Origin of the sequence: Kribbella rubisoli, from assembly GCF_004217145.1 — a bacterium.
Lineage (GTDB): Bacteria > Actinomycetota > Actinomycetes > Propionibacteriales > Kribbellaceae > Kribbella > Kribbella rubisoli.
Map to the genome: position 1 here is coordinate 537,903 of NZ_SHKR01000011.1, position 25,703 is coordinate 563,605.

A 25,703-nucleotide genomic window follows, 5' to 3' on the forward strand; every position below is an offset into this window, starting at 1 on the left:
AGTGTCGTGCATTACAGTGACTCTGCTCCGGGGGTGGAGTCGTGAGGCTGGGGGTCGGCGTGGCAGTAATGGGAGAGCGACTGCCCGAGGCATGGATGGTGGAGCTGCACCGAAACGGCCGGGTGGAGTTTCCATTGCGACGGTCAGCGGCCTGGTTGCTGATCTGTCCGCTCTTGTTCACGACGGCGATCGTGGCGGGCACCGTTCCGGACATGCTCGACAGCGGCTGGCCTGTCCTCGGCTGGCTGCTCATCGTGGGGTACGTCGGCGTCGCAGGGCTGCTCGCCTGGCAGCTCGTGACCCAGCGGCCGGCGATCGTCGTTGACCGCCGAGGCATTCACTGCGGCCGTCGCCGGTTCATCGCGTGGAGCGAGATCAGCTCGATCGGCCCGGTCTCGGGACCGAAACTGGCGCGCCACCTCCTGGTGTTCCCCAAAGACGTGTGGGCGAAGAACCTCGCGCTCAGCCAGCAGAACGTGAACGACCTACAGACCTTCCGCGCTTGGCTCGACGAGTTGCTCGCCGAACAACGCCGTTCGGCCACGCCGGAGGGTCAGAAATGGCAATGATCGGGGATGGGCCCACCGAGGTGTGGACCGCTGAGTTGCGGCGGACCGGACGGGTCGTGTTCCCGCTCCGGCGCCGGCCGCTGCTCCGACGAACCCTGTCCGGCTCGGTCTTTCTGATGGTGGTGATTGCCGCGCAACTACCCCATGTGCTGAAGAGCGGAGGCCTCCTGCGCATCGTGGCAGGCGTGGTGACGGTGGCGTGCGCGATCGACGTTTGCTTCAACATCTGGCGGCTCGTCACCCAGCGGCCCGCGCTGACGGTCGACGGTTCCGGCATCCGGATCGGGCGCAGGCGGTTCGTACCTTGGAGCGAGATCGGGGCCGTGACCGAACTGGACGGTTCGGCCGGTGACCCTTACTTCACCGTCGTACCGAGCGGCCGCGGGCGAAAGCTCCGGCCCGGTCGGGACCACGTACGCAACGTGGCGGCGTTGAGATACTGGTTCGTCGCCCAACTCCAGGAACACCGCTCGACGGCTGGAGGCCGGAGAGCACCCGCGCCGACTCAGGACATTAGGTGAGGCCTAGGCGTTTGCTGAGGCGGGGGCCTCGTTTGATTTTGATTTCGCCGAGGATGGCGGTGCCGCGGATGTGGAAGCGTTTCGGGGCGGTCGGCTGGGCGTTCGGGTCGGGGACGGCTTTGAGGCCGGCTTCCTGTTCGGAGACGGAGCCGAGGATCGGGTTGCTGTCGAGCAGGACGATCGCGTTCGCGGGGACGCGGATCTTCACGTCGGCGAGGATCGACTTCACGTCGACCTGGATGTCGTCGTACGGGATGTTCGCCTCGGTGTAGTCGAGCGTGACGTCGCCGAGGACGGCGTTCACCTCCTGCCGCTGCGGGACGAGCCAATTGCCCATCCGCTTGGTCTCGGACATGAACACGTTGATCACCGGGCCGGTCTCGACCATCGCGCCGCCGTACTGCGGGGTGACCGACGGGACGCCCGCCGTACCCGGAGCGCGCGGACCGTTCGGCAGGTCGGCGGTCAGCTCGACGAGGTCGCCGTACGTCTTCGAGCCGTAGAGCGTCTCGAGCCGCTCCTCCAGCTCGCCGTACGACAACCGGCCTTCGCCCGCGGCCTCGCGCAGTACGTCGGCGACCTCCTCCCGCTCGAGGTCGGACACCCGCCGCCGCAACGCCAGTTCATCACCGGTCGCCGCCTGCGAGGGCACGGCATCCTGCGGTCGATTCTCCTGAGGAACGTCATCCTGAGCCACGGCAAAACCATACGCGCGGCGCCCGCCCGCTGCTGCCCGTTTCTTCCCCGATTCACCCCTGACTCCATCCCTGACCAGGCTTCATACTGTCGAGCATGAACTGGGGCGAGGTACGCAACGGGAGACTTCTGGCGGGCCTGTATCTGGCCGCGTTCACGATGGTGGTCGCCGGGGTCATCTGGATCCTGATCCTGCAATGGAGCGGATCGGACGCGACGATCGTCGCCGCCACGATCCTGTTCCTCGCCGGCGGGCTGACGATCATCGCCCTGGCCGTCGGACTCCGCGCCCGGGCGGCGCCGCCGAAGAATCGGCTGACGAAGGACACCACCGGGTACCAGCGGCTCTACCACCGGTTCGCGCTCGGGCTCGAGCTGCCGGGGGCTTGGCGGGCCGTGCGCGGGTGAGGGTCACCTCACCTGCGGGTGAGACGGAGGTCGCGTCGGAGCGGGGCGGAGGGAGAACTAGGCTTTGGGGCGTCCAGTCCTCTCCTCCTGGAGGTATGCCCGGTGTCTGCCGACTTCAACTACTCCGATCTGTTGCCGTTGGGTGTTGACGAGACGGAGTATCGGCTGCTGACGACGGAAGGTGTCAGCACTTTCACGGCGGGCGATCGGACGTTCCTGCAGGTGCAGCCGGAGGTGCTGCAGGCGTTGACCGCGGAGGCGATGCACGACATCTCCCACTACCTGCGGACCGCGCACCTCGCGCAGCTGCGGCGGATCATCGACGACCCGGAGGCTTCCGGGAACGACCGGTTCGTCGCGCTGGACCTGTTGAAGAACGCGAACATCTCGGCCGGCGGCGTCCTCCCGATGTGTCAGGACACCGGCACCGCGATCGTGATGGGCAAGAAGTCCGAGGGTGTGCTGACCGGCGCGGTCGACGAGGAGTGGATCAGCCGCGGCGTGTACGACGCGTACACCAAGCTGAACCTGCGCTACTCACAGATGGCCCCGCTGAACATGTGGGACGAGAAGAACACCGGCTCGAACCTGCCCGCCCAGATCGAGCTGTACTCCACGCCGGGCACCACCGACCCGGCGTACAAGTTCCTGTTCATGGCCAAGGGCGGCGGCTCGGCGAACAAGTCGTTCCTGTACCAGGAGACCAAGGCCGTCCTGAACCCGGCGCGGATGATGGAGTTCCTGGACGAGAAGATCCGTTCGCTCGGTACGGCGGCCTGCCCGCCGTACCACCTCGCGGTCGTGGTCGGCGGTACGTCGGCGGAGTACGCGCTGAAGACCGCGAAGTACGCCTCCGCGCACTACCTGGACACGCTGCCGACGACGGGTTCGCCGGTGGGGCACGGGTTCCGGGACGTCGAGCTGGAAGAGGAGGTCTTCAAGCTGACGCAGGAGTTCGGGATCGGCGCGCAGTTCGGCGGGAAGTACTTCTGCCACGACGTCCGCGTGATCCGCCTCCCGCGGCACGGCGCGTCCTGCCCGGTCGCGATCGCGGTGTCGTGCTCGGCGGACCGGCAGGCGCTGGCGAAGATCACGCCGGAGGGTGTGTTCCTGGAGCAGCTCGAGCGCGACCCGGCGCGGTTCCTGCCGGACACCACCGACGAGCACCTCGACGACGCGGCCGACGTCGTACGGATCGATCTGAACCGGCCGATGAGCGAGATCCGCGCGGAGCTGTCCAAGCTGCCGGTGAAGACGCGGCTGTCGCTGAGCGGGCCCCTTGTGGTGGCGCGCGACATCGCGCACGCGAAGATCAAGGAGCGGCTGGACGCGGGCGAGGAGATGCCGCAGTACCTGCGCGATCACGCGGTGTACTACGCGGGGCCGGCGAAGACGCCCGAAGGCTATGCGTCCGGGTCGTTCGGGCCGACGACGGCTGGGCGGATGGATGCGTATGTCGACCAGTTCCAGGCGGCCGGCGGTTCGTTCGTGATGCTTGCCAAGGGCAACCGGTCGGCGAAGGTGACGGCGGCGTGCAAGGAGCACGGCGGGTTCTACCTCGGCTCGATCGGCGGCCCGGCGGCGCGGCTGGCGCAGGACTGCATCAAGTCGGTCGACGTGCTGGAGTACGCCGAGCTCGGCATGGAAGCGGTGTGGAAGATCCAGGTGGAAGACTTCCCGGCCTTCATCGTGGTGGACGACAAGGGCAACGACTTCTTCACCGATACCCGCAAGCCCGTCCCGCTGACAGTGCGCCCGCGTAGTTGACCTGACGATCTGATCGTCGCACCCTCAGAAATGGGGGTGGTGGCGATGGGCAAGCGCATGTTGCGGGTCGGGAATCGGATCGGCGTATGGCTGTACAAGACGTCGGACGGCCGCGTCGGGAGTGGGAGCAAGGACGTGCTCGTCCTGATGCTCACCACGCCCGGCCGGCGGACCGGCGTACCGCGGTCGACCTGTGTGCGGTACCTCGAGACCGCGGACGGGCTGTTGGTCTGGGGAACCGGGTCGGGGTCGCGTCATGACCCGGACTGGTTCTGCAATCTGCGCGCGGCGGACTCGACCGACGTGCAGATCGGCGCCGAACACACCCAGATGCGCATGCGTGAGCTGACCGGCGCCGAGCGGGGAACGATCTGGACGGACGTCATCCTCCGCGAGGATCCGGGCATCGGCCGGTTCGCGACGAAGGCACGGCGTACGATCCCAGTCGCCGTACTGGAACCGCTGGAGGGGTGACCTCAGCCGGCCTTGGTTTCTACCGCCTCGGGGAGCTTGAGCATCAGCGTCTTCGCGGCCTGAACGAGATCGGCTTCATTGTGGCCGAAGGCCTGGAGGTAGCTCCGGAGGGCGGATCGCAGTATCTGGAGCTCCTCGTCCTGCAACTCGATGGTGTACATGATTCCAAGGTAAGTCCGAACCGGCAGGATGGAAGCGCTCGTGACCCACCTGTGTTGTCAGCTCCCCGGCCAGCCCGCCAAGGTGAGGATCTCCGCCGCTGTGTCCGCCACGGCGCCGTCGTTGTGGACGGTGAAGTCCTCGATCGGCTGATGGGTCTCGGCAAAAGGCAAGAGCCGTGGCCAGATCCCACTCCGGGCCGCGGGTGGTGCGGGTGCGAGCCTCGATCAGCTCGGGGGCCGTGACGATACGCACGACCTGCACCGCGCAATCGGGCAGCGCAGCGGTGTAGGCGGCGCGGAGCTCGGCCGAGAAAACCGGGCCGCTGGCGATCAGGAAGTCGGCGCCTGCCGCTCGGTACGTCCGCCAGACGGCGGCGAGGTTGTCGATGCGTAGGTGGTCGCTGAAGCGTAGGCCGGAAGTTGGCGCGGGTCGCCTGGGACCGCCGAACTGGGCGACGGCGTCCAGGTCCAGTACGCCGGTGGTGTGGCCGGCGCCCGTCAGCACGCCCCCGATCGCCTGGGCCGTGGTGGTCTTGCCGACACCGCTGCCCCCGGTGAGAAGCAAGGCGCTGGGCATCAGCTGTGAAGCTCCTCCGCGATCAGGGTGGGCTGGTGGGTCGTCGGTGCGGCGGGAACACGCCAGCTGGGTGGCGGGGTCCAGAACTGCCAGTCGTCGGAGAACGGGGAAGACCATGCCTCGATGTCGCGGATGGCGGCGTGGGCGTCACCAACGATCCGCTCGGCATCGGCGACGGTGAAGCGTCCGGCGGCGACGGCTCCTTCCAGCTCGTCCTCGTCCTTCCACTCGATGGTGCGGTCGGGCTTCATCCACAGGTCGAGCACGTGATCGACCGTGCTGGTACGCCGGGATGCCCAGTCGCGGACATGCTCGCGCTCGAGGTTCACATACCACCCGAGGAACGTCCCGTCCTCGCCCCAGAAGTACCAGACCGACCACGGCTTCCCGGGCGGCGATACCTTCAGGATCCCGGTGCCGTGCCAGATGTCGAGCTTCAGCACCCGCTCCTCGGTGAACATCCCGACCGGACCGGCATGCCGCGTCTCCCGCCCGTCGACGAGGACCGGTTTGAGCAAGGGCGTACCCGGCGCGAGCCAGGCGACCAGCCCGTCCGCGTCGTCACGCACGACCGTCATCGGCCGCACGTTCGGCTTGTCCGCGTGCCTCCCGGTCCCTTCGTACACCCACTCGATCGTTGTCCCCGGCTCCCAAAAATCGGTCACGAGTCCGCCGGGCGGGTCATGGAGAGTACGTCGAGGGCCGCGTCCAGCTGCTCCTCGGTCAGGTCTCCCTTCTCGACGTGACCGTTCTCGATCACGACCTCGCGGATCGTTTTTCCTTGTTTCAAAGCACTCTTGGCCACCGCAGCGGCGTTCTCGTAGCCGATGTAGCGGTTCAGCGGTGTCACGATCGACGGCGAAGACTCGGCCAGTGCGCGAGCGTGATCGACGTTCGCAGTGATGCCGTCGACGCAACGATCCGCCAGCAGGCGCGAGCTGTTCGCCAGCAGCGTGATGGACTCGAGCAGGTTGCGCGCGATCACCGGGAGCATCACGTTCAGCTCGAAGTTGCCTCCGGCACCGGCCACCGTGATCGCGGTGTCGTTGCCGATCACCTGCGCGGCGACCATCAGCGTCGCCTCGCAGATCACCGGATTCACCTTGCCCGGCATGATGCTCGAGCCCGGCTGCAGGTCGGGCAGCGAGATCTCGCCGAGCCCGGCGCGCGGGCCGGATCCCATCCAGCGCAGGTCGTTGCAGATCTTCGTCAGGCTCACGGCGACGGTCTTCAGTTGCCCCGACAGCTCAACGAGTCCGTCGCGGGCACCCTGCGCCTCGAAATGGTCCTCGGCCTCGGTCAGCTCCAGACCAGTCCGTCGGTTCAGCTCGGTGATCACCGCAGCCGCGAACCCGGGCGGTGTGTTGATCCCAGTCCCGACCGCCGTCCCGCCCAGAGGCAGCTCGGCGACCCTGGGCAGCGTCGCCCGCACCCGCGCGGCGCCCCGGCGGATCTGCTGCGCATACCCGTTGAACTCCTGGCCGAGCGTCACCGGCGTCGCGTCCATCAGGTGCGTCCGCCCGGACTTCACCACGTCGGCGAACTCAGATCCCTTACGAGACAGGGAATCCGCGAGGTGCTCGAGCGCCGGCAGCAGCTCCTGCACGACGCCCGCGGTCGCGGCGACGTGGATCGCCGACGGGAAGGTGTCGTTGCTCGACTGGGACGCGTTGACGTCATCGTTCGGGTGTACGTCGTCGCCGAGCGAGCGGGTGGCGAGGGTCGCGAGGACCTCGTTGGCGTTCATGTTCGTCGACGTCCCCGAGCCGGTCTGGAAGACGTCGATCGGGAACTCGTTGTCGAACTCCCCCGCGGCAACCATGTCCGCCGCGGCAACGATCGCGTCCGCCCGGCCCGCGTCGATGACGCCGAGCGAGGCGTTCACCACCGCGGCCGAAGCCTTGATCTGTGCCAGTGCGTGCACGAGCGCCGGCGCGAGCGGCCGCCCGGAGATCGGGAAGTTCTCCACCGCACGCTGCGTCTGCGCCCGCCACAACGCGTCCCGAGGCACCTTGACCTCGCCCATCGTGTCGTGCTCGATCCTGAATTCCACGTCATCACCCATACCTGCAGAGTACGTCGCTGAGCGTTGTCGGAACGCCCTGATAGACAAGCTGTGGACAACGACACAGGAGGGGACTGGATGAAGTTCACCCAGGCATTCGAGATCACCCAGTGGGACCAGGCGGCGTACGACGAGGCAGGTTCGATCCAGCTCGGGCGGGCAACGGTCGGCAAGGCGTTCACCGGCGGCGAACTGGAGGGCACCAGTTCGGCCGAGCTGTTGATGGCGGGGACGGCGGACGGCCCGGCGGCGTACACCGCGATGGAGCGCTTCAGCGGGACGCTCGGCGGGCGGAAGGGGTCGTTCGTCATGCTGCACGGGGCAACGGCCGATCAGAGTTCGTCTCCTGGCCGGATCGTTGCGGCCGAGGGAGATCTGGCCGGGCTGACCGGCACGGTCGAGTATGTGCACGACGAGCAGGGCGCTCGGGTCACAGTGGACTACGAGCTGCCCTGATAAACGTAATAGGTCTCGTCCCGGTCCTGCAGACGGACCGGGACGGGCGTGACCTGGCATTTGCCGAAGACCGTCGTGACGGCTGACTCCAAGGCAGCAGATGCAGACGACGACCAGACGGTGAGGACGCCGCCGTCGCGCAACTTCACCCGGCACGTGGCAAGGAAGTCGGAGGTGTAGATAGCTGAATTCTCGTTGTAAACAAGGAAGTCCGGACCGTTGTCGACGTCCAGCAGAATCGCGTCGACGGACGCGTCGGGCAGATCCGTGACGACAGCGCGCACATCGCCGACCACCACACCGACCCGCGGGTCGTCGAGAATCGACGGGACCAGGCCTGAGCGCATCCACGCAACCAGGTCCGGCTCGATCTCCGCGACGATCACCTGCCCGAGACGGGAGTCGGCCAGCAGCGCACGCACCGTGTACCCGAGTCCCAGTCCGCCGACAAGCACCCGCTCAGGCCGCCGTACCGCCTCGAGCGCAGCAGAAGCCAACAGCTCCTCGCTGGACGTCTCCTGGTCGTCCATCACGAAGACGCCGTTCACCCGCAGCTCCAGCGCCCCATCCTCCCGACGCCGCAGTGCGAGCTCACCCCGCTCGCTGCAGGCCCGCGCAATCTCCGCCACGCACACATCCTCCCTCACCCATTGCGTCCGAAGATCTGCGGGCTGTAGCCCGCAGATCTTCGGACGCAATGGGTGAGTTCTCCACAGGTGAGGGAGTGCGGAGTCGGGGGTGAGGGGTGTCGCGGCATGTTGTCGGTATGACAGGGAGTGGATGTACAGGAGAAGCGCGCTGCGGGCACTGCAGCGCGCGCCGACGGCGCCGGCAACTTCGAGACCTGGCCAGAGAGCTGGGAAGCCAGCAGGCCGGCGTCGTATCGCGCTCCCAGCTTGCTGGGTTGGGGCTCACGCGTTGGCAGATCGCGGCCGAGCTGAGGGCGCGGCGCTGGGCGGCGTACCACCGTCAGACTCTCGCAATACACACCGGTGAGCTGTCTGAGCCGGCTACCTGGTGGTCGGCGATCTTCGAGGTCGGACCAGGTGCCGCCCTCGACGGGGCGACGGCTTTGCGCGCGGCAGGGATGCGCGGGTTCGACGACGTACTGCACGTGTCGACGCCGAAGTCTTGCCGGCCACGCCGGCCACGCGACGTCCAGGTCCACGAGACGCGCCGCCGCCAGCCGGGCGATCTGGTCGAGGCCGGCCTGCCACGCGTCCGTCCCCCGATCGCTGCGATCAGAGCTGCGCTGTGGGCACGCTCGGACCGGCAGGCCGCCCTCGTGCTCGCCATGTCGGTGCAGCAGCGAATCACAACCTCCGAGGCCTTGACCACGGCATTCGCCGCTGTCCGGCGACATCGCCGACGGAACCTGATCGGTCTGGTTCTCGGCGACCTGGCCAAGGGTGCGCAGTCGATCGGTGAACTCGACTTCGCCCGCCTCTGCCGGACGTACGGCCTTCCTGAGCCTGATCGGCAAACCCGGCGGAGGGGGCCCCATGGCGGCTATTACCTCGACTCCGCCTGGACGCCGTACGGCGCCGTCGTGGAGATCGAGGGAGTCCACCATCTGGAGGCTGCACAATCTCTGGCCGATGCCAGTCGGCAGAACGAACTCACGATCGGCAACGATCGCGTACTGCGGATCCCCGTCATCGGCCTTCGAGCCACCCCCGACCACTACATGGCCCAAGTAACCCGCCTCCTCCACTCCTGCGGTTGGCGGCCGACAACACAACGTCCGAAGATCCGAGGGCTATAGGCCACAGACCTTCGGACGTAAGCACTGGGGGAGTGGAGAAGTCAGTACCAGCCCTTGGCCTGCGAGTGGCCCCAGGCGGAGCACGGGGAGCCGTAGGTGGCTTCGATGTAGTCCAGGCCCCACTTGATCTGGACGACCGGGTTGGTGCGCCAGTCCTTGCCGTACGCCGCCATCCGGTTGCCGGGCAGCGCCTGCGGGATGCCGTACGCCGTCGACGTCGGGTTGTCGGCGTCGACGCGCCAGCGGGACTCCTTGTTCCAGAGCTTCTCCAGGCAGCTGAACTGGCTCTGGCTCCAGCCGTGGTCGGGGAGGAGGTTCATCGCGACCTCCTTGGGCGTGCCCTCGTACTTCTTCCGCTCGGCGTCGCGGCTGGCCCGTTCTTCCTGGACCGAGCGGTCGGCCTGCTGCAGCGCCTCGTACCGGCGCAGGGCGGCGTTCTTGGCGGCGTTCTTCTGATCGGCCGCGTCCTGCAGCGCGATCTGCTGCTGTGCGACGGCCTCGACCTGGTTCCGCATCCGGACCGCGTCAGCGGCCGCGTCGGCGGCGTCGGTCGGCTTCGCGGTCGGCGACGTGGCCGGGCCGGAGAGGACCTTCCCGCTGTTGATAACGGCCATCTCAGCTCGCCCTGAGACCTTCTCCGAGGCGCTGCTACTCCCGGGGGAGCTGAAGAGGTCGATACCCGCGACAACGGAGACGACGGCGATCCCTGTAACCGCGAGAGCCGTGACGGAGCGCTTCGCTTTCATCTGTCCTTCCGAGAAAACCCGACCCCCGTCGGCTGCAACGAGAACATACTCTGGCGTAAACCGTCCGTGATCACAAGCAGGTCACAGACGAACGGCGCGGCCGCCGCGTGGCGACCGCACCGTTCTTACTTACGCTTTACAGAAGTTATGACCCAATAACTTCGATGCTCCTTACAACTGCAGGTCGTCGAGCATCTCGGTGACGAGCGCCGCGATCGGCGACCGCTCCGAGCGGGTCAGGGTGACGTGCGCGAACAACGGGTGACCCTTCAACTGCTCGACCACCGCGACCACGCCGTCGTGCCGGCCGACACGTAGGTTGTCCCGCTGGGCCACGTCGTGGGTCAGCACGACCCGCGAGTTCGCGCCGACCCGGGACAGGACCGTGAGCAGCACGTTCCGCTCCAGCGACTGGGCCTCGTCCACGATCACGAACGCGTCGTGCAGCGACCGGCCGCGGATGTGGGTCAGCGGCAGCACCTCGAGCATGCCGCGGTCCATCACCTCGTCGATCACGTCACCGCTGGTCAGCGCGCCGAGCGTGTCGTAGACGGCCTGCGCCCACGGCCCCATCTTCTCGGACTCGGTTCCCGGCAGGTACCCGAGCTCCTGCCCGCCGACCGCGAACAGCGGCCGGAACACGATGACCTTCTTGTGCTGCCGCCGCTCCATCACCGACTCCAGGCCGGCGCACAGGGCCAGCGCGGACTTACCGGTACCGGCGCGGCCGCCGAGCGAGATGATCCCGACATCGGGATCCAGCAGCAGGTCGAGCGCGACCCGCTGCTCGGCGGACCGCCCGCGGATCCCGAACGCTTCGCGATCACCGCGGACCAGCCGGATCCGCTTGTCCGGCATCACCCGGCCGAGCGCGCTGCCACGGTCTGACAGCATCACCAGACCGGTGTGCGTCGGGAACTCGCCGGCCTGCGGCAGCTCCACGGAGCCGTTCTCGTACAGGTCGTCCACGACGTGCGTCTCGACCTCGAGCTCGGCCATCCCGGTCCAGCCGGACTCCAGGGTGAGCTCAGCGCGGTACTCCTCGGCCTGCAGGCCGCACGCCGACGCCTTGACCCGCATCGGCAGGTCCTTCGAGACCAGCGTGACATCCTTGCCCTCGGCCATGAAGTTGCAGGCCACGGCCAGGATCCGGCTGTCGTTGTCGCCGAGCCGGAAACCGGCCGGCAGCGTCTCCGGGTCGGTGTGGTTCAGCTCGACCCGAAGAGTTCCACCCTTCTCCCCCACTGGCAGGGGCGCGTCCAGACGTCCGTGCAGGATCCGGAGCTCGTCGAGCAGTCGCAGCGCGGTGCGGGCGAAGTAGCCGAGTTCCGGGTGATGCCGTTTTGCCTCCAATTCGGTGACAACGACCACCGGGACGACCACCTCGTGCTCGTCGAACCGCAGCATCGCGTGCGGGTCCGAGAGGAGCACCGAGGTGTCCAGCACGAAGGTGCGCTGGTCCGGTGTTGATGAGGTACTTGACGCCTTGGCGTGGATGGCCATGTCGCACGTCCTCTTCTAGGCCGTGACGTACACCCTCGCCCCGGCCCGCCAGTGGTTAGGTGATGGGTCGGGTGCCGCCCTCGGGGTCCGGTGTTGACCCCGTCCGCGCCGCCGCATGAGCGGCAACGGCGATCAGTGAGTTCGAGACCTGAGGTCTCGGGGACTCCGTTCGGCCCCTCATGGGGCAACCGGCTGGAACGAGATTCTCAAACTGATCGGGCCTCCCGTGACAGCCGGCTTCCCCTCCGACCGTCTCTGCCAGAGTAGGAGCCCACCGCAAACGGCGCAGCCCGACACGCCAGGCCACGGGGTTAACAGGGCGTTACACGTTCAACCAGCCGAGGGAGCACGCTCACTCCGGCGGGTGATCCGGTACGCCGGTCCGCCCGGCCACGCTCGGTACATGAAGAAGAACTGGCCGTCCTGGACCGGGTACGCCACCGCCGCATGGTCCCTGCTGTACGGCGTACTCGGCGCGTACTGGAGCTTGGGCGGCGCGGGCTACCCGTTCGCGCGTGTATCGGACGATCGCGCCACCGCGTCGATCCTGGAAGGTACGCCGGTGCACGTGGTCGCGCCGGTGATGGCAACGATCGGGCTCCTCGGCGCCGTACTTGCGGTCGTGATGACCCGCATGCGCCCGCGCGGATCGGTCCTGCAGACGATTGCCGCCGTACTCGCGGTCGGACTCGCGCTGGTGGTCCCTGACTACACACTGATCGCGGTCGTTGCCCTCTCACCGGTGATCGTGGTCTTCGCGTTCACCGGCGTACCGGGCGCGCAGGGTGGCGTCGGCGACATCCTGTACTGGCATCGGGTGAACCTGATCATCCTGTTCATCGGCGGCGTTCTGTGGGCGGCGACCGCCATCGCGTACCACCGGCGGAGCCGGGACGTCTGCGTGTCGTGCGGTCGAGGAGCATCAGAGGTGGCGTGGCAGAGCCCCACGGCCGCGCTGCGGTGGGGGAAGTGGGCCGTCGGCGTCGCGGTGGTGGCGAACCTTCCGTACGAGTTCACCCGCGTCGCCTGGTACCTCGGCTGGCCGGTCGGTATCAGCGATGGTTTCCACCAGATGATGGCCGACACGCCGGGCATGCTCGAGATGGGCCTCGGCCTGGCCGTGATGGGGCTCGCCGGCGGCGTCCTCACCCACGGCCTCGTGCACCGCTGGGGCGAGATCTACCCGCGCTGGATCTGGTTCAAGGCGGGCAAGCGGGTCCCGCCGCTGCTGGCGATCATCCCGGCCTCGATCGTTGCCGTCGTACTCATTCCTGCGGGCCTGATGAACACCCAGCTCCCCCTCGACGGCGACAACTGGGCGATCAATGCCCCAGGCATCCTCTGGGTCCTCTGGGGAGCGGCTCTCGGTACGGCGACGTACGCCTACTACCTGCGCCGCCGTACGACGTGTGCACGCTGCGGACGCGGCGTCACGTCCCGAAGCGACGCTCTCGTTGGGCGTAGCTCCGGATCGCACGAAGGAAGTCGACGTGCCGGAAATCCGGCCAGAGCGCTTCGCAGAAGTAGAACTCGCTCAGCGCGCTCTGCCAGAGCAGGAATCCGCCGAGGCGCTGCTCACCCGACGTACGAATGACCAGGTCCGGGTCCGGCTGGCCCTTCGTGTACAGGTGCCGGGCGATGTGCTCGACGTCGACGCGGTCGGCCAGCTCCTCGATCGACATGCCCTTGGCGGCCTCCTCGAGGAGCAGCGAGCGGACCGCGTCGGCGAGCTCGCGACGTCCGCCGTACCCGACGGCGACGTTGACGAACAGGCCCTCGTTGTCGTGGGTCGCGGTCTCGGCGGCCTTCAGGGCCTCCGCAGTACTGCCGGGCAGGAGGTCGAGCGCGCCGACCGGGTGGATCCGCCAGCGGCCGATCGCGGTCAGCTCCTCGACGGTCTGCTCGATGATCCGCAGCAACGGCTCCAGCTCGTCGGCCGGGCGGGTCAGGTTGTCGGTGGACAGCATCCACACCGTCACGACCTTCACACCGACGTCGTCGCACCACTCGAGGAACTCGGAGATCTTGTTCGCCCCGGCCTCGTGGCCGCGCGACACCGGGTCGCCGACCTGGCGGGCCCAGCGCCGGTTGCCGTCGATGATGACGCCGATGTGCCGCGGGATCCGGTCCGGCGACAGCGATCGCATCAGCCGGCGCTCGTACAGGCCGTAGACCGCGTCGCGCAGCTTCTGCTTGCCAGGTGTCCGCATGGGCAGGTTGCTCTCCTCAAAGACTCTCGGTCACGAGGCTAGCCCACATCTCGGTATGGGTGAGAGCCCTCGGAGTGCCACACAGAAAGCTGCCGGCGAGGCCGAACTTTCCTCGCAGTTCGTGCGTCGTAAACGCGGCCGGTGGTGCGCCGACCGGGTGACGTCGCCTACATTTCATCCTTCTGACCCATGCAACCTACGGTTCCGTAGGTTACGGTTGCGTAGGTATAAACTGCCCGGCACCCCTCGAAAGGACGGCGATGACCGCTACCAGCGCCCAGCCCGAGGAACTCGGTCACCGGCTCTCCGGCCGGCTCGGCCCGCTCAAACCGAAGCTGCGCGGATGGCTGCACGCCGGCACGTTCCCCTTCGCCACAGCCGCCGGCATCGTCCTGATCTGCCTGGCTCCGCACGCCAACGCCCGGTTGGCCGCTGCGGTCTATACCGCCGGCGCGATGCTGCTGTTCGGCATCTCCGCCCTGTATCACCGCTTCTACTGGGGCCCGACCGGCGAGGCGATTCTGCGCCGTCTGGACCACAGCAACATCTTCCTGCTGATCGCAGGCACCTACACCCCGCTCGGCATGGTCCTCCTGCACGGCCAGGACCGGGTGCTGATGCTCGGCCTGGTCTGGGGCGGCGCGACCGCCGGAATCCTGTTCCGCATCTTCTGGCTGAGCGCGCCGCGCTGGATCTACACGCCGATCTACCTCGCGCTCGGCTGGGTCGCCATCTTCTGGATGGGCGACATCTACCACGCCGGCGGCGCCGCTGTAGTCACCCTGATCGCGGTCGGCGGCGGGCTGTACTCGATCGGCGCAGTCGTCTACGGCACCAAGCGCCCGAACCCCTCCCCCCGCTGGTTCGGCTTCCACGAAATCTTCCACGCCTTCACCGTGGCCGCCTTCATCTGCCACTACATCGCCGTCAGCATCGCGACGTACCACGCCGGCTGACCCCCGGCCACGCGGGACTTCTAGCGCTTGTGGCTGAAGGCGGCTAGGAGGACGACGAGCGCGACCCCAGTGGCTGCGTGAAACGTGCCGCGGGGAGGTGCTTTCAGTACGTCGTGGTCGCCGTCGCTGCTGAGTAACGACCAGCGGGAGCGGGCCGAGAGTGCTGAACCGACGGAGAGCACCGAGCCGGCCGAGAAGGCGGAGAGGGTCGATCCGACCGACGCGACCGACAGTGCGGAGCCGACCGATCCGACGCTGAGCACCGAACCCACCGATCCGATCGACAGGATCGAGCCGCGGCTTGCGATCGACAGGAACGAGTCTTCTGACCGCAACGACAATCCGCCCATGCTCGGCATTCTGACACGAGCAGACGTACTTCGGCGGACGGTCAGACGAGCAGCGTCTCGAGCTCTGGTAGACGGCTGAACATGTCGGGGAGACCGCGCACGCCATTGCGTACGGACTCGTGTGACAGCGCGAGGTCAGGGCCCGTACCCACCTCGACACCGGCCAGGCAGCGGAGGACGTTCCACCGTGTGTGCCCCAGCCAACCGCCGATCATGAACACGAACCAACTCGGTCCCGACGGCGGCAGGGCTCCACCCCCTGCGACATAGCCGTCGAGAACCGAACGGAAGATAGCAGGCTGGATGTCGTCGAAGCCCGGCCCCTTCGACAGGCTCAGCGCGGTCGAGCCGAGCTCACCGGCCAGATCGAGCCTCCCCGAGAGCTCCCAGTCGAGCAGTACCGGCCGGCCATCTCGAGCGAGCAGGTTCCACGGCTGGATGTCCTTGTGGGTCAGTACGACGGGGCCCGGCCGCTCGCAGGTGTCGACGAAGTACGCGATTGCGAGGAACGTCTCGACCTGGCTGGCGAGTTCCTCGGCCCACGGCTGCCCGGTCGCCACCGCCCGCTCTGCGAGCTCGGGCCAGTCCGGTGGCATCGGATCCTCGGTCGACATGTCGGTCCACTCGACGTCCAGCCCGTGGAGGCGAGCGAGGATCTCACCGATCTCGAACGCGGACGCCGCCGACACCGGCGCTTCGGGAACAGTCTCCCCGGCGACCCACCGGTGCACGAGCACATCGCGGCCGGCCAAGATCGGCTCTGGCATCGGAACGCCGGCGGCGAAGGCTGCCCGCTCGAACCTGAACACGTCCTCGATCCGATACACCCAGCGGCGGTCGACGAGGTTCAGCTCCTTCACCGCGAACGACCCCTGGTCGGTGTCGAGCCGGTACATCCGGTTGGCGAACCCACCGTGGACACGGATCATCGGCCCGGTCGGCGTACCGAGCTGCGAAAGATCCACCCGGCGCACTCTAGGACGCAGAGCTCATTGATGCACCGGAATTCTCCGGCGCGACTGGAAGGGCAGGCAATCGTCCCGCAACCCGCTGGGGTGCGATTGCGGGGCACAACCTGTGGCCGCATCGTGGATGTATGGACTTCGATGCGGCGACCGTCGAGCTGTACGGGCTCACGCCCGAGCAGTTCACCGCTGCCCGCAACGACCTTGCGAAAGCGGCCAACGCCGCCGGGTGACCCGCACACCGCCACCGCACTCAAAGCTCTCCGCAAACCGACGCTCGCGGCATGGCTCGCCCCCAAGCACCGCCCTCCCGCCGACGACCCCGTGAAGCGACGCCGCACAGAACTCGAGTCCCGCGCCAGAGAGGCCGACGCCGAGTACACCCAAGCCGAAGCCCTACGCCTCCAGGCCGAAGCAGAACTCGACGCCCACGAACACCTCGAAGCCGACCTCAAATCCACCATCGAGCGCCTCACCGAAGAACTCGACCACGCCAACCACCAACTCCGCGACGCCGAACGCCACACCAGACACCTCCAACGCGAACGCACCCGAACCACCCGCCGAGCCACCCAAACCCAACACCGCCGAGACACCAACCACCAACGCCTAGAAGCCCTCGACGGCTGACCAAACCCGACAGCCGCCCCGCTGATCGTCGCCAGTGATTTCTCCGCAGACAATCCCGGCCGAAAGAATCTTTCCCGCTCCGGTCGGCGGATGACATCGATGTCGGCGGCAACTAATAAAACGATTGCTCTGATGGGAAAGCTGTTTATCTATTTCTTTTCCGCATCCCGGCTGGACCAACCGAATTGTTCATCGTAGTGTGCTCCGCGGGGGGCGGGGCATATGCAGTGTTATTCCTGTGGGGCGGAAAATCGGCTTGCAGCGGTGTACTGCGGCACGTGTGGGCAGAAGCTCGGCGGAGTCGCGACCAACGGGGACAGATTCGTCGACCACGTGATGCCGGTCGACAGTCCAACGACCGGCAGGCGCATCGCAGTACTTCCGGCGGCAAATGGAACCTTGCCGACAGAAAATGGAATCAGGGCCAGATCCGAGCAGCGGGCTTCGGACGCGACCCGCTATCTGTGCGCGGCCGTGCATCTCGACAGCCGGATCGCGGACCAGGTCATCGACGACCTGCTGGAACAGGACTACCGGGCGGCGCCGTCGTCCCCGGACGTCGACCTGGTTCCGGTGGTCCTGCACGCGCTGGCGGCCCGCAGGCGACAACTCACGCGCGACGTGATTCTCGTCGTGCTGATGATCGCGATGGCCTGGTTCCTGGTCTCGCTGCACTCGACGGCGTTCCTGGTCAGCATCGCCCTCGCCTGGGCGGCGGTGCTCGGCGAGACTCTGGTGGCGACGTACGGCGTACTCGCGCACGACCTGCGGCCGGGCAACTTCCACCCTGCGAGGGTGCCCCGTCCAGCCAGTTCCAAGGCACGCAAACGTCTGGAGCAGATCGAGGAATTCGGTCGATCCAACGTCTCCGTCTACAGCTCGTATGTACCGTTCGTCGGCCACGGCCGGACGGTCGAGGCCTGGTCGGCCGCCCTGGCCCTCCGCGGCACGGCGAATCGGAAGGCGGAACCCTTCACCACCTCGGACATCCACGACTTCGTGCTGGCCAGGATGCGCGAGATCCCCGTCGGCACGGTGGAAGTCTCCGATCGGATCTACGTCGACGGCCGGGACATCCGCGGCGACCGCCGCTTCCTTGCTGGTGATCTGTCGGTGCCCAGAGCACATGTGGATCCCTCGCTCATCCGCAGCCTGATGGTCGAGCCCGAGGATCGTGCGCGGCCCTATCTGTCCTTCCAGATCAAAGGCTGGCGGGGTCAGCTGGTGCTGTCGACGTTCCTGCGCTTCGTCGTGACCTCGAAGGAAGTCTTCATCGAGGTCAGCCACTCGCTACTGACTCCGGTTCGGGACGAGTTCCAGGTGGTGGACCGGCTGCTACCACAGCCCACTGCACGGCAGGCAGTGGTGCTCGCTGGGAAGTCGGCCGCCATGCTTTTGATCTACCTCGTCCGGGCGCCCATGGCGTTGGCCAAGGCAATCACCCGCCCGCTCGCCGCGGAACTCCGGACGGCGCGGCAACGCCGGGAGATTCTCGGGGCCTTGCACTTCAATTACGGCGCACCGGTCAGTCCGCGCGAGACCGTCAGTGATCCGCAGTTCCAGCGTTATTTCCAGAAGCTCGACACATCGCACTACGTCAAGGTTCTCGAGAAGCGCCTCCTCGACGCCATCGTTGATTTCCTCGAAGCGCGGGGGATTGACACGTCGGAGTTCGACGAGAGAAAGCAGACGATCGAGAACAACGGTCTTTACGTCGCCGGCAACCTCGTGGCGGGAAGCGTCGCGGTAGGTGCCGGAGCGCGGGCGACAACGAGGGCCGCCAAGGCCAGAAGAAGGCGATGAGCCGATGGAGAAGAACAACGGCATCAGCGTCGGCGGGAACTTCGTCGCCGGAGCGGTCGCGGCCGGCAAGCACGCCCGGGCGACGAACATTTCGACAGGCGATTCCCTGGGCGCTGCCAGGACCCAGATGCAGATGCTGCTCGACTTGGTGCACACACACACCGGCGAGCTGACGCGCCCCGACGAAACCATCGCCGCGGCCGAGTCCGCACGGAGGGAGCTCGAGGCCGACGAGCCCGACAAACCGAAGATCCTCGGCCGGCTGATGACCGTCGCATCCGGAGCCGGCGCGATCGCCGCGATCTCCGAAGCCGTCACCGCTGTCCACGAAGCGATCGCGGCGCTGCTATGAATCTCAGTGGTCGGGGATGACCTGATGCCCACCTTCTGCACCGAATGTGGCACCAGCCGCGAAGGCGACGAGTCGTTCTGCGTGAACTGCGGAACCAGGTACGACGACGCCGTACGCGGTGATCGACCTGCCGACACGCCGGACGAAGCGCCGGAGGAGTCGGTAGGCCATGGCGCCGGCTGGTATGTCGGTCTCAGCGTGGCCCTGGCGGCCATCCTGATCGGCGCGGTCATCGGCGGCGGCGCCCTGCTGCGGAACCGTGTGTCGTCCGCGGACGTCACGGATGCTCCGATCAGCGGCGTGCGGCTGAACAGCGACGGGTACATCGTGACAGGCGGGCCGGGCGAGGAATCGACGCCGGGCCTCGACGAGCCGTCGTACTCCGAGGAGCCGTCGTACACGGAGGAGCCGCAGTACACACCGGAGCCGACACTGACGTACACGGAAGAGACCCTCCTCCCGACGACGGCGCCGAGCCTAGGCAACGCGATCGTCTCCGCGGCACCGGAGATCGCGAACAACGCGACGGCGCGAACGGTCGTTGCCCTGCTCACCGGCTACTTCACCGCGATCAACGAGAGGGACTACACCGAGTACCGGAAGGTGGTTACGCGCGGAGCGCGGCAGACCCAGGCCGAGTTCGAGAAGGGGTATCGCACCACGAACAACGCTCAGGTGCAGTTGCGTGAACTCGGAATCGGCGAGGACGGCCGGCTGATGGCAACTGTCGACTTCGTCAGCACGCAGGATGCCGCGGACGGTCCGGAAGGGCAGACCTGCACGCGGTGGACCGTCGCCAAGTTCTTCGAGAAGGATGGCTCCAAACTCCGCATCGGCAAGGCTCTCAAAGGCCACAGCTCCGCCTTACCTTGCTGATCCTCTCGATCCTCGATGCCGCAGGCGTGTCCTTTGGTGGCGTGACCGAGGCGCTAGCTGCCTAGTTCGCGAAGGGTTTCCCGTAGGGCTTCGTAGCGGGTGGGGCCTAGGCGGGTGGACCAGATTTCTTCGACGCGTTCGATGGCGGCTTGGCTGTAGGCGGCTGCTTCGTCGCCCTTGGGGGTGCGGCGGACCAGGCGGACGCGGCGGTCGGCGCGGAGGCGGTCGGATTCTACGTAGCCGAGGCGTTGGAGGTAGTCGACGTGTTGGCCGAGGCCTTGTTTGGTCATCACCGCGACCTCGGCCAGGTCGGTGATGCGGGCGCCGTCGGGCGGGATCATCTCGAGGAGGCGGTAGTGCGAGACGCGCAGTCCGGGGTAGAGGTCCTCGGAGGAGGCCAGGATCTCCTCCCGGATCCGCTTCAGGGCGGCTCCGAGCAGGCCGGCGATGTGTCCGGACCACGGCCCCTGCACCCGGCCCGATACGTCGTTGACGGAAGTCATAAAGCCACTTTACTATGCCGTTAGTAAGGTGGCTTTACTTCTTGGGGGGAACCATGATCACCGCACTCGAACCGCTCGGGCGAGATGCCCTGCCCGACGACGAATTCACCGCCCTGGTCCGGACGATCACCGGCGATCCACAGGCCGTGCCCGCCGACGTACGGGTCGAGCCGGTCGACTACCCGATCGGTACGCCGAGCACCGAGTCGCTCAACCGGGTCTTCGGCATGTCCAAAGGCGTCAAGTGGTCGTGCTTCGTGAAGAAGTTCCAGTCGGTCCGGCACTGGCCGATGATCCACATGCTGCCCGAGGAGTTCCGCGCGCTGTTCATCCACAACCTGCCCTGGCAGCTGGAGATCGCTGTCCACCGCAGCGATATCGCCGACCTCCTCCCGGAGGGCATGCGACTGCCGGCGACGTACCGGATCGACGTGTACGACGACGACCGCGCCACGCTCTGGATGGAGAACATCACCCAGGAACCCGGTCCTTGGCCGATCGCCCGGTTCGAGCGTGCGGCGTACCTGCTCGGACGCCTGTCCGCGCGTCGCCAGCCGCACATGGTCGAACCGTTCCTCCCCCGCGAGCACGTCACGACTCCGGGCATCGGACTGCGCTTCTACTCAGAGGGTCGGGTGAGCCGCGCCGCACTGCCCGCGCTGGCAGACCCCCAGACCTGGAAGCACCCACTGCTGAGCGCAGCGGTCTGCAACCTCGGCGAGCACGGCCTACGGGACGATCTGCTCGAGCTGGGCGAGCGCATCCCCGCAGTACTCGATGCACTCGAGGCGTTGCCGCAGTGCTACCAGCACGGGGACGCGAGCCCGCAGAACCTCCTGGTACCGCAGGGCAAGCCGGACGAGTTCGTGGTGATTGACTGGGGCTTCGACTGCCCGCAGGCCGTCGGGTTCGACCTGGGGCAGCTGCTGATCGGACTGGCTCACGCCGGCGAACTGGCACCGGAGGCGTTGCCCGTGGTGCACAAGGTCATCCTCAAGTCGTTCCAGGACGGGCTCAAAGCCGAGGGAATGCAGGTGTCCGAGGACGAGGTGCTGTACGGGTACCTGGGCTCGCTCCTGGTCCGCGCAGCGTTCACCGCGCTGCCACTGGAGCTACTCGGCAATGCCGACGCGTCGAAAGAGCTGTTCGAGCAGCGCGTCCAGCTGACCCGCGCAATGGTCGACCTGGTCACACCGGTGATCTGAGAACATTTCAGTCCTGTCACAGCTGCAACGAACACCCCGCCTCCGTGTATCCATAGTGCGTGACGAACCTGAGCAGATACACAGCATTGGCCGCCCTGGCAGGACTCGTGCTGAGCGGATGCGGCAGCGAGTCCGGCGCGGGCGGCACGCCCACAACCAGCAACACACCGTCACCCACGATGCCGTCGGTCACGCAGTCCACACCGGTCGGCGCCGGCCTGCCACTGACGGTCAGCCGCACCGGCGGCTTCGCGGGTTTCGACGACCAGGTGCTGATCAGCCCTGACGGCGTCGCGACGGTGAGCGGTCGCGGCAAGGAAACGATCCGGTGCAAGCTGGATCCGAGCTTGCTGGCGACCATCACCGCGGCCGCTCAGCAGGTTGACTGGGCCAGCCTGGTCGCGACCAAGCCGACCACGAAGCACCCGGACGACATGATCCTTGCGGTCACGGCGAACGGGAAGACTGCCCGGATCGAGGACCCGAAGGTCAAGCCGCTGGCGGCCCCGGTGAACAAACTGCTCACCGAAGCCGCCATCCCACCAGGCAAGCTCTGCACGAAGATTTAGCTCGCGGTCACCGCGAGATCGTCGATCACGAAGCTCGTCTGCAAGGACGAATCCTCCTGGCCGACGAACTTCACCGTGACCGTCTTTCCCTTGTACGGCGAGAGATCGAGCGTCTTCTGCACGTACGACGTACTCTTGTTCAGATTCGAGTACGTCGCGAGCGTGGTCGTCGTGGAGCCGTTGACGACCTGCACCTTGACCGTGTCGTACACCGTCGACGAGGTGGTCTCGGCGGAGTCGATCCGGATCCACAGCGACAACGCGGACGCCGTCGCCGAGGCCGGGATCGCCACCGCTTGGCCGATGTTCTCGGTGCTGCTGCGGCCGTTCCCCTGCAGCCATGCCTTCCAGGTCCCGGTGCGGGCCGGTCGACCGGTGTTGCTGGTGATCACGCCGGTCGTCCCCGTCCAGTTCGCCGTACCGGACTCGAAGCCTGGGTTCTGCAGGAGGTTGTCACCGGTCGGCGGCGGGCCGCCGGTGTAGTCCTTCTGCGCGTACGTCCAGATCATGTAGCCGATGGCATCGATCTGGCGGTCCAGCGAGGTCAGGTCCAGGTTGCTGATCGTGTCGCAGGACCGGTGGTAGCACGGGTCGAACGCCTGCCCCGCAGTACCTCCCCACTTCGCCGCCTGGGCGGACGTCTTGGTCTCCTCGGCGCCGGAGAACGTCCCAGCCGTTGGGATTCCCAACGAACGGAACGCCGCATGATCGGAGCGGCCCTGTACGTCGATGAACTCGGTCTGCACGCTCTTGCTGGTGAAGTACGAGACCAGGTCGTCGCGAGCGCCGTTGCCGGCCGGGTTGTCGTCGTAGACGAAGTACCCCGGGTTCGGCGAGGCGATCATGTCGAAGTTCAGGTACAGCGCGATCTTGTCCCGCTCGGCCGCGGGCAGGTTGTTCACGTAGTACTTCGATCCGAGCAGGCCGAGCTCCTCGGATCCCCAGAACCCGAACCTCAAACGGTTCCTGGGCGTCTGGCCGCTGGCAGCGTAAGCGAGGGCGGTTTCTAGTACGCCGGCGCTGCCTGAGCCGTTGTCGTTGATCCCCGGACCGGCGCTGACGCTGTCCAGGTGCGAGCCCGTCATGACGACATGGTTCGCGTCGCCGTGCGGCCACTCCGCGATCACGTTGTACGACGTACCCGCCGAGGTGCTGAACGACTGCAGAGTGGTGGTGTAGCCGGCCGCGTCCAGCTTGGCCTTCACGTAGTCGGCCGAGGCCTTGTACCCCGGCCGGCCCGTGTACCGGTTGCCACCGTTGCTGGTGGCAATCGACTGCAGCTGGTCGAGGTGGGCCTTGGTGTTGGTGACCGAAATGTCCGGTGACTCGGCCGCGGTAGCGACGTTGCCGTGGGCAATCAGCGCGCCGGCCGCCAGTGCGCCGGTTGTCAGCGAGGTGGCGAGCGCGGCGACGAGGAGCTTGTTCATGGACCGATCTCCTTCGGCCAAAGGGATCCGGGGCACGGACCCGGGCGGTGGGCCCGCGCCCCGGACGTCGGGTCAGCTCGCGGTCAGCGAGGTGTCGTCGATGACGAAGCTGGTCTGCGCGGAGGAGTCCTCCTGGCCGACGAACTTCACCGTGACGGTCTTGCCCTTGTACGCCGAGAGGTTCAGCGTCTTCTGCACGTACGACGTGTTCTTGTTCAGGTTCGAGTACGTCGCCAGCGTGGTCGCGGTCGAGCCGTCGACGACCTGGACCTTCACCGTGTCGTACACGGTCGCGGTGGTGGTCTCGGCGGTGTCGATCCGGATCCAGAACGACAGGCTCGCGGTCGTCGCCGACGCCGGGATCGCGACCGACTGGCCGACGTTCTCGGTGGTGGCGCGGCCGTTGCCCTGCAGCCACAGCTTCCAGCTACCGGTGCGTGCCGGGCGGCCGGTGTTGTTGGTGACCGGGCCGGAGGTGCCGGTCCAGTTCACCGCGCCGGACTCGAAGCCCGGGTTCTGCAGCAGGTTGTCGCCGGTGGGCGGCGGCGTGGTGCCACCACCGCAGGCAGCGGAGCCGGCCGGGACCGCGATACCGCTGAACGCGGCCTCGATGCCCTTGCACTCCGCGGAGTCCGCGCCGTACAGCTCCTGGGCGGACGTGATCGCGCCTTCACGAGCGTCCTTGTAGGTGCTGCCCGAGCTGAGCTTGGTGCTCAGCGTGCGGTACCAGACCTTCGACGCGACGTCGCGGCCGACACCGCTGAAGGTAGCGCCGTTGCAGGCGGTGCTGTTGTAGGAGACACCGTTGATGACCTTGCTGCCGGTGCCCTCGGAGGCCAGGTAGAACCAGTGGTTCAGCGGGCCGGACGAGTAGTGCGGGTCGAGCCCGCCGGTGCTGGTCGACCAGCAGTCCACGCTGGCACCGTCCTTCGACGGCTTGTCCATGTAGCGCAGCGGCGTACCGTCGCCGTTGATGTTGATCTTCTCGCCGATCAGGTAGTCACCCGGGTCGCTCGAGTTGTTCGCGTACCACTCGACCATCGTGCCGAAGATGTCGCTGGTCGCCTCGTTCAGGCCGCCCGCGTCACCGGAGTAGTTCAGGTTGGCGGTCGCCTCGGTGACACCGTGGCTCATCTCGTGGCCGGCCACGTCGATCGCGGTCAGCGGGTGGGTGTTGCTGATCCCGTCGCCGTACGTCATCTGGGTGCCGTCCCAGAACGCGTTCACGTACGAGCTGCCGTAGTGCACACGCGAGCGGGCGCCCTGGCCGTTGTTGAAGATGCCGTTGCGGCCATGGACGTTCTTGTAGTAGTCCCAGGTCAGCTGGGCGCCATAGTGCGCGTCCACACCGGCGGTCTGGCGGTTCGACGCGGCGCCGGTCCCCCAGGTGTCGTCGGGGTCGGTGAACGTGGTGCCGTTGCCGGAGGTCGAGCCGTTCAGGTCGGTGGTGTAGTTGCCGCCGCGGCTCGGGTCCGTCATGGAGAAGCTGCCGGAGGATCCCGACGTACCGATGGTGACCGTGCCGGCGTACATCGAGTTGCCGGTACCGGTCTTGACCTCGTCGTCCTGGTCGAGAACAGCCCCGGTCTTGGCGTCGATGAACGAGTGCAGCACCGACGGGGTCTGGTCGGGCTTCACACCGGTGGTGACGACCTCGTAGGCGAGCACGGGCTTGGCCGGCGTCACGAAGACGACCAGCTGGCCCTTGTTGCCGGAGGCCTTGAACTTCGCGGCTTGCGCGCCCTTGGCGAGCGCCGCCGACTGGGACAGAGTCGGCTTGGTGGCGACCTCGACGGTCTTCGCGCCGCGGTTGTAGGTGACCTGACCGATCGACTCGCCCTTGCGCTTGACGATCAGGTCACCGCCGACGACCTTCAGGCCGTTGAACGTACGGTCGTAGCGGACATACTCGGTGCCGTCGGCATCTTTCACCACGTCGCGAACCTTGAGCTGCTCGCCACTGCCGAGACCGAGAGCTGCGGCCGTCTGCGCGGTCAGCGCCTGTTCGGCCTGGACGGCAGCGGGCTGGTTGAACCCGGATGCCGGAAGCGGAACCGCCCGGTCGGCGGCACCCGCGGTCGAAGCGGTGATCGTCGTGGCAAGACCCGCTGCCGCGACGATGGCCACCGCCCCTGCTGATGTCAGTCGT

At 67.1% G+C, this 25,703-nt stretch carries 27 protein-coding genes; 13 read left to right on the plus strand and 14 right to left on the minus strand.

The window, feature by feature from the left end; translation table 11 throughout:
- Positions 1-134 precede the first annotated feature (134 nt).
- Together EV645_RS05275 and EV645_RS05280 are read left to right on the plus strand one after the other, a co-directional pair.
- Positions 135-569: a hypothetical protein gene (locus tag EV645_RS05275; protein ID WP_130440294.1), complete on the plus strand. Its 435-nt coding sequence runs from the start codon at positions 135-137 to the stop codon at positions 567-569.
- Complete coding sequence (locus EV645_RS05280; RefSeq protein WP_130440296.1) at positions 560-1,090, plus strand: hypothetical protein; 531 nt, start codon at positions 560-562, stop codon at positions 1,088-1,090. Before EV645_RS05275 ends, EV645_RS05280 begins: the two co-directional genes overlap by 10 nt.
- Here EV645_RS05280 and EV645_RS05285 read toward each other — a convergent pair.
- Positions 1,083-1,787 carry a DUF1707 SHOCT-like domain-containing protein gene (locus EV645_RS05285; protein ID WP_130440298.1) on the minus strand — a complete coding sequence of 235 codons (705 nt, stop codon included), beginning with the start codon at positions 1,785-1,787 and terminating at the stop codon, positions 1,083-1,085. The genes EV645_RS05280 and EV645_RS05285 overlap by 8 nt on opposite strands.
- Before the next feature lie 95 nt (positions 1,788-1,882).
- Between EV645_RS05285 and EV645_RS05290 the strand changes: the two genes are divergently transcribed.
- The 3 genes from EV645_RS05290 to EV645_RS05300 all read left to right on the plus strand — a co-directional run bounded on the left by EV645_RS05290 (position 1,883) and on the right by EV645_RS05300 (position 4,435).
- Positions 1,883-2,194 (plus strand): hypothetical protein, encoded by a 312-nt coding sequence (locus EV645_RS05290; RefSeq protein ID WP_130440300.1) that lies wholly within the window; start codon positions 1,883-1,885, stop codon positions 2,192-2,194.
- A 102-nt stretch (positions 2,195-2,296) separates the two neighbouring features.
- Positions 2,297-3,961 carry a fumarate hydratase gene (locus EV645_RS05295; protein WP_130440302.1) on the plus strand — a complete coding sequence of 555 codons (1,665 nt, stop codon included), beginning with the start codon at positions 2,297-2,299 and terminating at the stop codon, positions 3,959-3,961.
- 45 nt (positions 3,962-4,006) lie between these two features.
- Entirely contained in the window at positions 4,007-4,435 is a 429-nt protein-coding gene (locus EV645_RS05300) for a nitroreductase/quinone reductase family protein (protein WP_157997007.1), read from the plus strand.
- A gap of 2 nt (positions 4,436-4,437) precedes the next feature.
- Here the strand turns inward: EV645_RS05300 and EV645_RS41765 are convergent, their stop codons facing one another.
- The 3 genes from EV645_RS41765 to EV645_RS05310 form a co-directional block, all read right to left on the minus strand.
- Complete coding sequence (locus tag EV645_RS41765) at positions 4,438-4,596, minus strand: hypothetical protein (RefSeq protein WP_157997008.1); 159 nt, start codon at positions 4,594-4,596, stop codon at positions 4,438-4,440.
- 576 nt (positions 4,597-5,172) lie between these two features.
- Entirely contained in the window at positions 5,173-5,751 is a 579-nt protein-coding gene (locus EV645_RS05305) for a DUF402 domain-containing protein (protein WP_130440306.1), read from the minus strand.
- An 83-nt stretch (positions 5,752-5,834) separates the two neighbouring features.
- Positions 5,835-7,238, minus strand: coding sequence for a class II fumarate hydratase (locus tag EV645_RS05310; RefSeq protein WP_130440308.1), 1,404 nt, complete (start codon positions 7,236-7,238; stop codon positions 5,835-5,837).
- A gap of 78 nt (positions 7,239-7,316) precedes the next feature.
- Here EV645_RS05310 and EV645_RS05315 point away from each other — a divergent pair, with 78 nt between their 5' ends.
- On the plus strand, positions 7,317-7,694 hold the full coding sequence (locus tag EV645_RS05315; protein ID WP_130440310.1) for a DUF3224 domain-containing protein: 378 nt from the start codon (positions 7,317-7,319) through the stop codon (positions 7,692-7,694).
- Here the strand turns inward: EV645_RS05315 and EV645_RS05320 are convergent.
- Entirely contained in the window at positions 7,679-8,323 is a 645-nt protein-coding gene (locus EV645_RS05320; RefSeq protein ID WP_198681470.1) for a spermine/spermidine synthase domain-containing protein, read from the minus strand. The genes EV645_RS05315 and EV645_RS05320 overlap by 16 nt on opposite strands.
- 275 nt (positions 8,324-8,598) lie before the next feature.
- Between EV645_RS05320 and EV645_RS05325 the strand changes: the two genes are divergently transcribed.
- Positions 8,599-9,459: a hypothetical protein gene (locus tag EV645_RS05325; protein ID WP_130440312.1), complete on the plus strand. Its 861-nt coding sequence runs from the start codon at positions 8,599-8,601 to the stop codon at positions 9,457-9,459.
- Between the two features lie 41 nt (positions 9,460-9,500).
- On the opposite strand, the gene EV645_RS05330 is transcribed toward EV645_RS05325, so the two are convergent.
- The 3 genes from EV645_RS05330 to EV645_RS05345 all read right to left on the minus strand — a co-directional run bounded on the left by EV645_RS05330 (position 9,501) and on the right by EV645_RS05345 (position 13,918).
- On the minus strand, positions 9,501-10,205 hold the full coding sequence (locus EV645_RS05330; RefSeq protein ID WP_130440314.1) for an aggregation-promoting factor C-terminal-like domain-containing protein: 705 nt from the start codon (positions 10,203-10,205) through the stop codon (positions 9,501-9,503).
- Between the two features lie 171 nt (positions 10,206-10,376).
- Positions 10,377-11,708 (minus strand): PhoH family protein, encoded by a 1,332-nt coding sequence (locus EV645_RS05335; protein WP_130440316.1) that lies wholly within the window; start codon positions 11,706-11,708, stop codon positions 10,377-10,379.
- A 1,430-nt stretch (positions 11,709-13,138) separates the two neighbouring features.
- Positions 13,139-13,918 (minus strand): isoprenyl transferase, encoded by a 780-nt coding sequence (locus tag EV645_RS05345; RefSeq protein WP_130440318.1) that lies wholly within the window; start codon positions 13,916-13,918, stop codon positions 13,139-13,141.
- 260 nt (positions 13,919-14,178) lie between these two features.
- Here EV645_RS05345 and trhA point away from each other — a divergent pair, with 260 nt between their 5' ends.
- Positions 14,179-14,874, plus strand: coding sequence for a PAQR family membrane homeostasis protein TrhA (gene trhA, locus EV645_RS05350; RefSeq protein ID WP_130440320.1), 696 nt, complete (start codon positions 14,179-14,181; stop codon positions 14,872-14,874).
- Positions 14,875-14,894: 20 nt separating this feature from the next.
- On the opposite strand, the gene EV645_RS05355 is transcribed toward trhA, so the two are convergent.
- From EV645_RS05355 to EV645_RS05365, 3 genes are all read right to left on the minus strand, one after another.
- Positions 14,895-15,224, minus strand: a complete 330-nt coding sequence (locus tag EV645_RS05355; protein ID WP_198681471.1) for a hypothetical protein — start codon at positions 15,222-15,224, stop codon at positions 14,895-14,897.
- Between the two features lie 41 nt (positions 15,225-15,265).
- A complete protein-coding gene (locus EV645_RS05360; protein ID WP_130440322.1) occupies positions 15,266-16,189 on the minus strand; it encodes a phosphotransferase family protein in 924 nt (307 codons plus the stop codon).
- A 396-nt stretch (positions 16,190-16,585) separates the two neighbouring features.
- A complete protein-coding gene (locus EV645_RS05365; RefSeq protein ID WP_130440324.1) occupies positions 16,586-16,774 on the minus strand; it encodes a hypothetical protein in 189 nt (62 codons plus the stop codon).
- Between the two features lie 519 nt (positions 16,775-17,293).
- Between EV645_RS05365 and EV645_RS05370 the strand changes: the two genes are divergently transcribed.
- From EV645_RS05370 to EV645_RS05380, 3 genes are read left to right on the plus strand one after another with little or no spacing between them, the layout of a single operon-like run.
- Positions 17,294-18,622, plus strand: coding sequence for a hypothetical protein (locus tag EV645_RS05370; RefSeq protein ID WP_130440326.1), 1,329 nt, complete (start codon positions 17,294-17,296; stop codon positions 18,620-18,622).
- Between the two features lie 4 nt (positions 18,623-18,626).
- A complete protein-coding gene (locus EV645_RS05375) occupies positions 18,627-18,974 on the plus strand; it encodes a hypothetical protein (RefSeq protein ID WP_130440328.1) in 348 nt (115 codons plus the stop codon).
- A gap of 24 nt (positions 18,975-18,998) precedes the next feature.
- Positions 18,999-19,850 carry a zinc ribbon domain-containing protein gene (locus EV645_RS05380; RefSeq protein ID WP_130440330.1) on the plus strand — a complete coding sequence of 284 codons (852 nt, stop codon included), beginning with the start codon at positions 18,999-19,001 and terminating at the stop codon, positions 19,848-19,850.
- A gap of 53 nt (positions 19,851-19,903) precedes the next feature.
- Here EV645_RS05380 and EV645_RS05385 read toward each other — a convergent pair whose 3' ends face one another.
- Complete coding sequence (locus EV645_RS05385; protein ID WP_130440332.1) at positions 19,904-20,353, minus strand: MarR family winged helix-turn-helix transcriptional regulator; 450 nt, start codon at positions 20,351-20,353, stop codon at positions 19,904-19,906.
- Positions 20,354-20,406: 53 nt separating this feature from the next.
- Between EV645_RS05385 and EV645_RS05390 the strand changes: the two genes are divergently transcribed.
- Positions 20,407-21,558, plus strand: a complete 1,152-nt coding sequence (locus EV645_RS05390) for a phosphotransferase (protein ID WP_130440334.1) — start codon at positions 20,407-20,409, stop codon at positions 21,556-21,558.
- Positions 21,559-21,617: 59 nt separating this feature from the next.
- A complete protein-coding gene (locus tag EV645_RS05395) occupies positions 21,618-22,127 on the plus strand; it encodes a hypothetical protein (protein ID WP_242000223.1) in 510 nt (169 codons plus the stop codon).
- On the opposite strand, the gene EV645_RS05400 is transcribed toward EV645_RS05395, so the two are convergent.
- Both EV645_RS05400 and EV645_RS05405 read right to left on the minus strand, forming a co-directional pair.
- Positions 22,124-23,554 carry a M28 family metallopeptidase gene (locus tag EV645_RS05400; protein WP_130440336.1) on the minus strand — a complete coding sequence of 477 codons (1,431 nt, stop codon included), beginning with the start codon at positions 23,552-23,554 and terminating at the stop codon, positions 22,124-22,126. The two genes, EV645_RS05395 and EV645_RS05400, sit on opposite strands and share 4 nt — an antisense overlap.
- Positions 23,555-23,626: 72 nt before the next feature.
- The gene (locus EV645_RS05405; RefSeq protein ID WP_130440338.1) at positions 23,627-25,681 is read right to left on the minus strand and encodes a M4 family metallopeptidase; all 2,055 of its coding nucleotides are present in this window, start codon (positions 25,679-25,681) and stop codon (positions 23,627-23,629) included.
- Between the last annotated feature and the right edge of the window lie 22 nt (positions 25,682-25,703).

What these genes read in the sequence shown, in the direction of transcription:
- EV645_RS05280 (WP_130440296.1), top strand. Translation starts at nt 560, where the DNA reads ATGGCAATGATCGGGGATGGGCCCACCGAGGTGTGGACCGCTGAGTTG.
- EV645_RS05290 (WP_130440300.1), top strand. Translation starts at nt 1,883, where the DNA reads ATGAACTGGGGCGAGGTACGCAACGGGAGACTTCTGGCGGGCCTGTAT.
- EV645_RS05300 (WP_157997007.1), top strand. Translation starts at nt 4,007, where the DNA reads ATGGGCAAGCGCATGTTGCGGGTCGGGAATCGGATCGGCGTATGGCTG.
- EV645_RS41765 (WP_157997008.1), bottom strand. Translation starts at nt 4,596, where the DNA reads ATGTACACCATCGAGTTGCAGGACGAGGAGCTCCAGATACTGCGATCC.
- EV645_RS05305 (WP_130440306.1), bottom strand. Translation starts at nt 5,751, where the DNA reads ATGACGGTCGTGCGTGACGACGCGGACGGGCTGGTCGCCTGGCTCGCG.
- EV645_RS05310 (WP_130440308.1), bottom strand. Translation starts at nt 7,238, where the DNA reads ATGGGTGATGACGTGGAATTCAGGATCGAGCACGACACGATGGGCGAG.
- EV645_RS05315 (WP_130440310.1), top strand. Translation starts at nt 7,317, where the DNA reads ATGAAGTTCACCCAGGCATTCGAGATCACCCAGTGGGACCAGGCGGCG.
- EV645_RS05330 (WP_130440314.1), bottom strand. Translation starts at nt 10,205, where the DNA reads ATGAAAGCGAAGCGCTCCGTCACGGCTCTCGCGGTTACAGGGATCGCC.
- EV645_RS05335 (WP_130440316.1), bottom strand. Translation starts at nt 11,708, where the DNA reads ATGGCCATCCACGCCAAGGCGTCAAGTACCTCATCAACACCGGACCAG.
- EV645_RS05345 (WP_130440318.1), bottom strand. Translation starts at nt 13,918, where the DNA reads ATGCGGACACCTGGCAAGCAGAAGCTGCGCGACGCGGTCTACGGCCTG.
- trhA (WP_130440320.1), top strand. Translation starts at nt 14,179, where the DNA reads ATGACCGCTACCAGCGCCCAGCCCGAGGAACTCGGTCACCGGCTCTCC.
- EV645_RS05355 (WP_198681471.1), bottom strand. Translation starts at nt 15,224, where the DNA reads ATGGGCGGATTGTCGTTGCGGTCAGAAGACTCGTTCCTGTCGATCGCA.
- EV645_RS05375 (WP_130440328.1), top strand. Translation starts at nt 18,627, where the DNA reads ATGGAGAAGAACAACGGCATCAGCGTCGGCGGGAACTTCGTCGCCGGA.
- EV645_RS05380 (WP_130440330.1), top strand. Translation starts at nt 18,999, where the DNA reads ATGCCCACCTTCTGCACCGAATGTGGCACCAGCCGCGAAGGCGACGAG.
- EV645_RS05385 (WP_130440332.1), bottom strand. Translation starts at nt 20,353, where the DNA reads ATGACTTCCGTCAACGACGTATCGGGCCGGGTGCAGGGGCCGTGGTCC.
- EV645_RS05390 (WP_130440334.1), top strand. Translation starts at nt 20,407, where the DNA reads ATGATCACCGCACTCGAACCGCTCGGGCGAGATGCCCTGCCCGACGAC.
- EV645_RS05400 (WP_130440336.1), bottom strand. Translation starts at nt 23,554, where the DNA reads ATGAACAAGCTCCTCGTCGCCGCGCTCGCCACCTCGCTGACAACCGGC.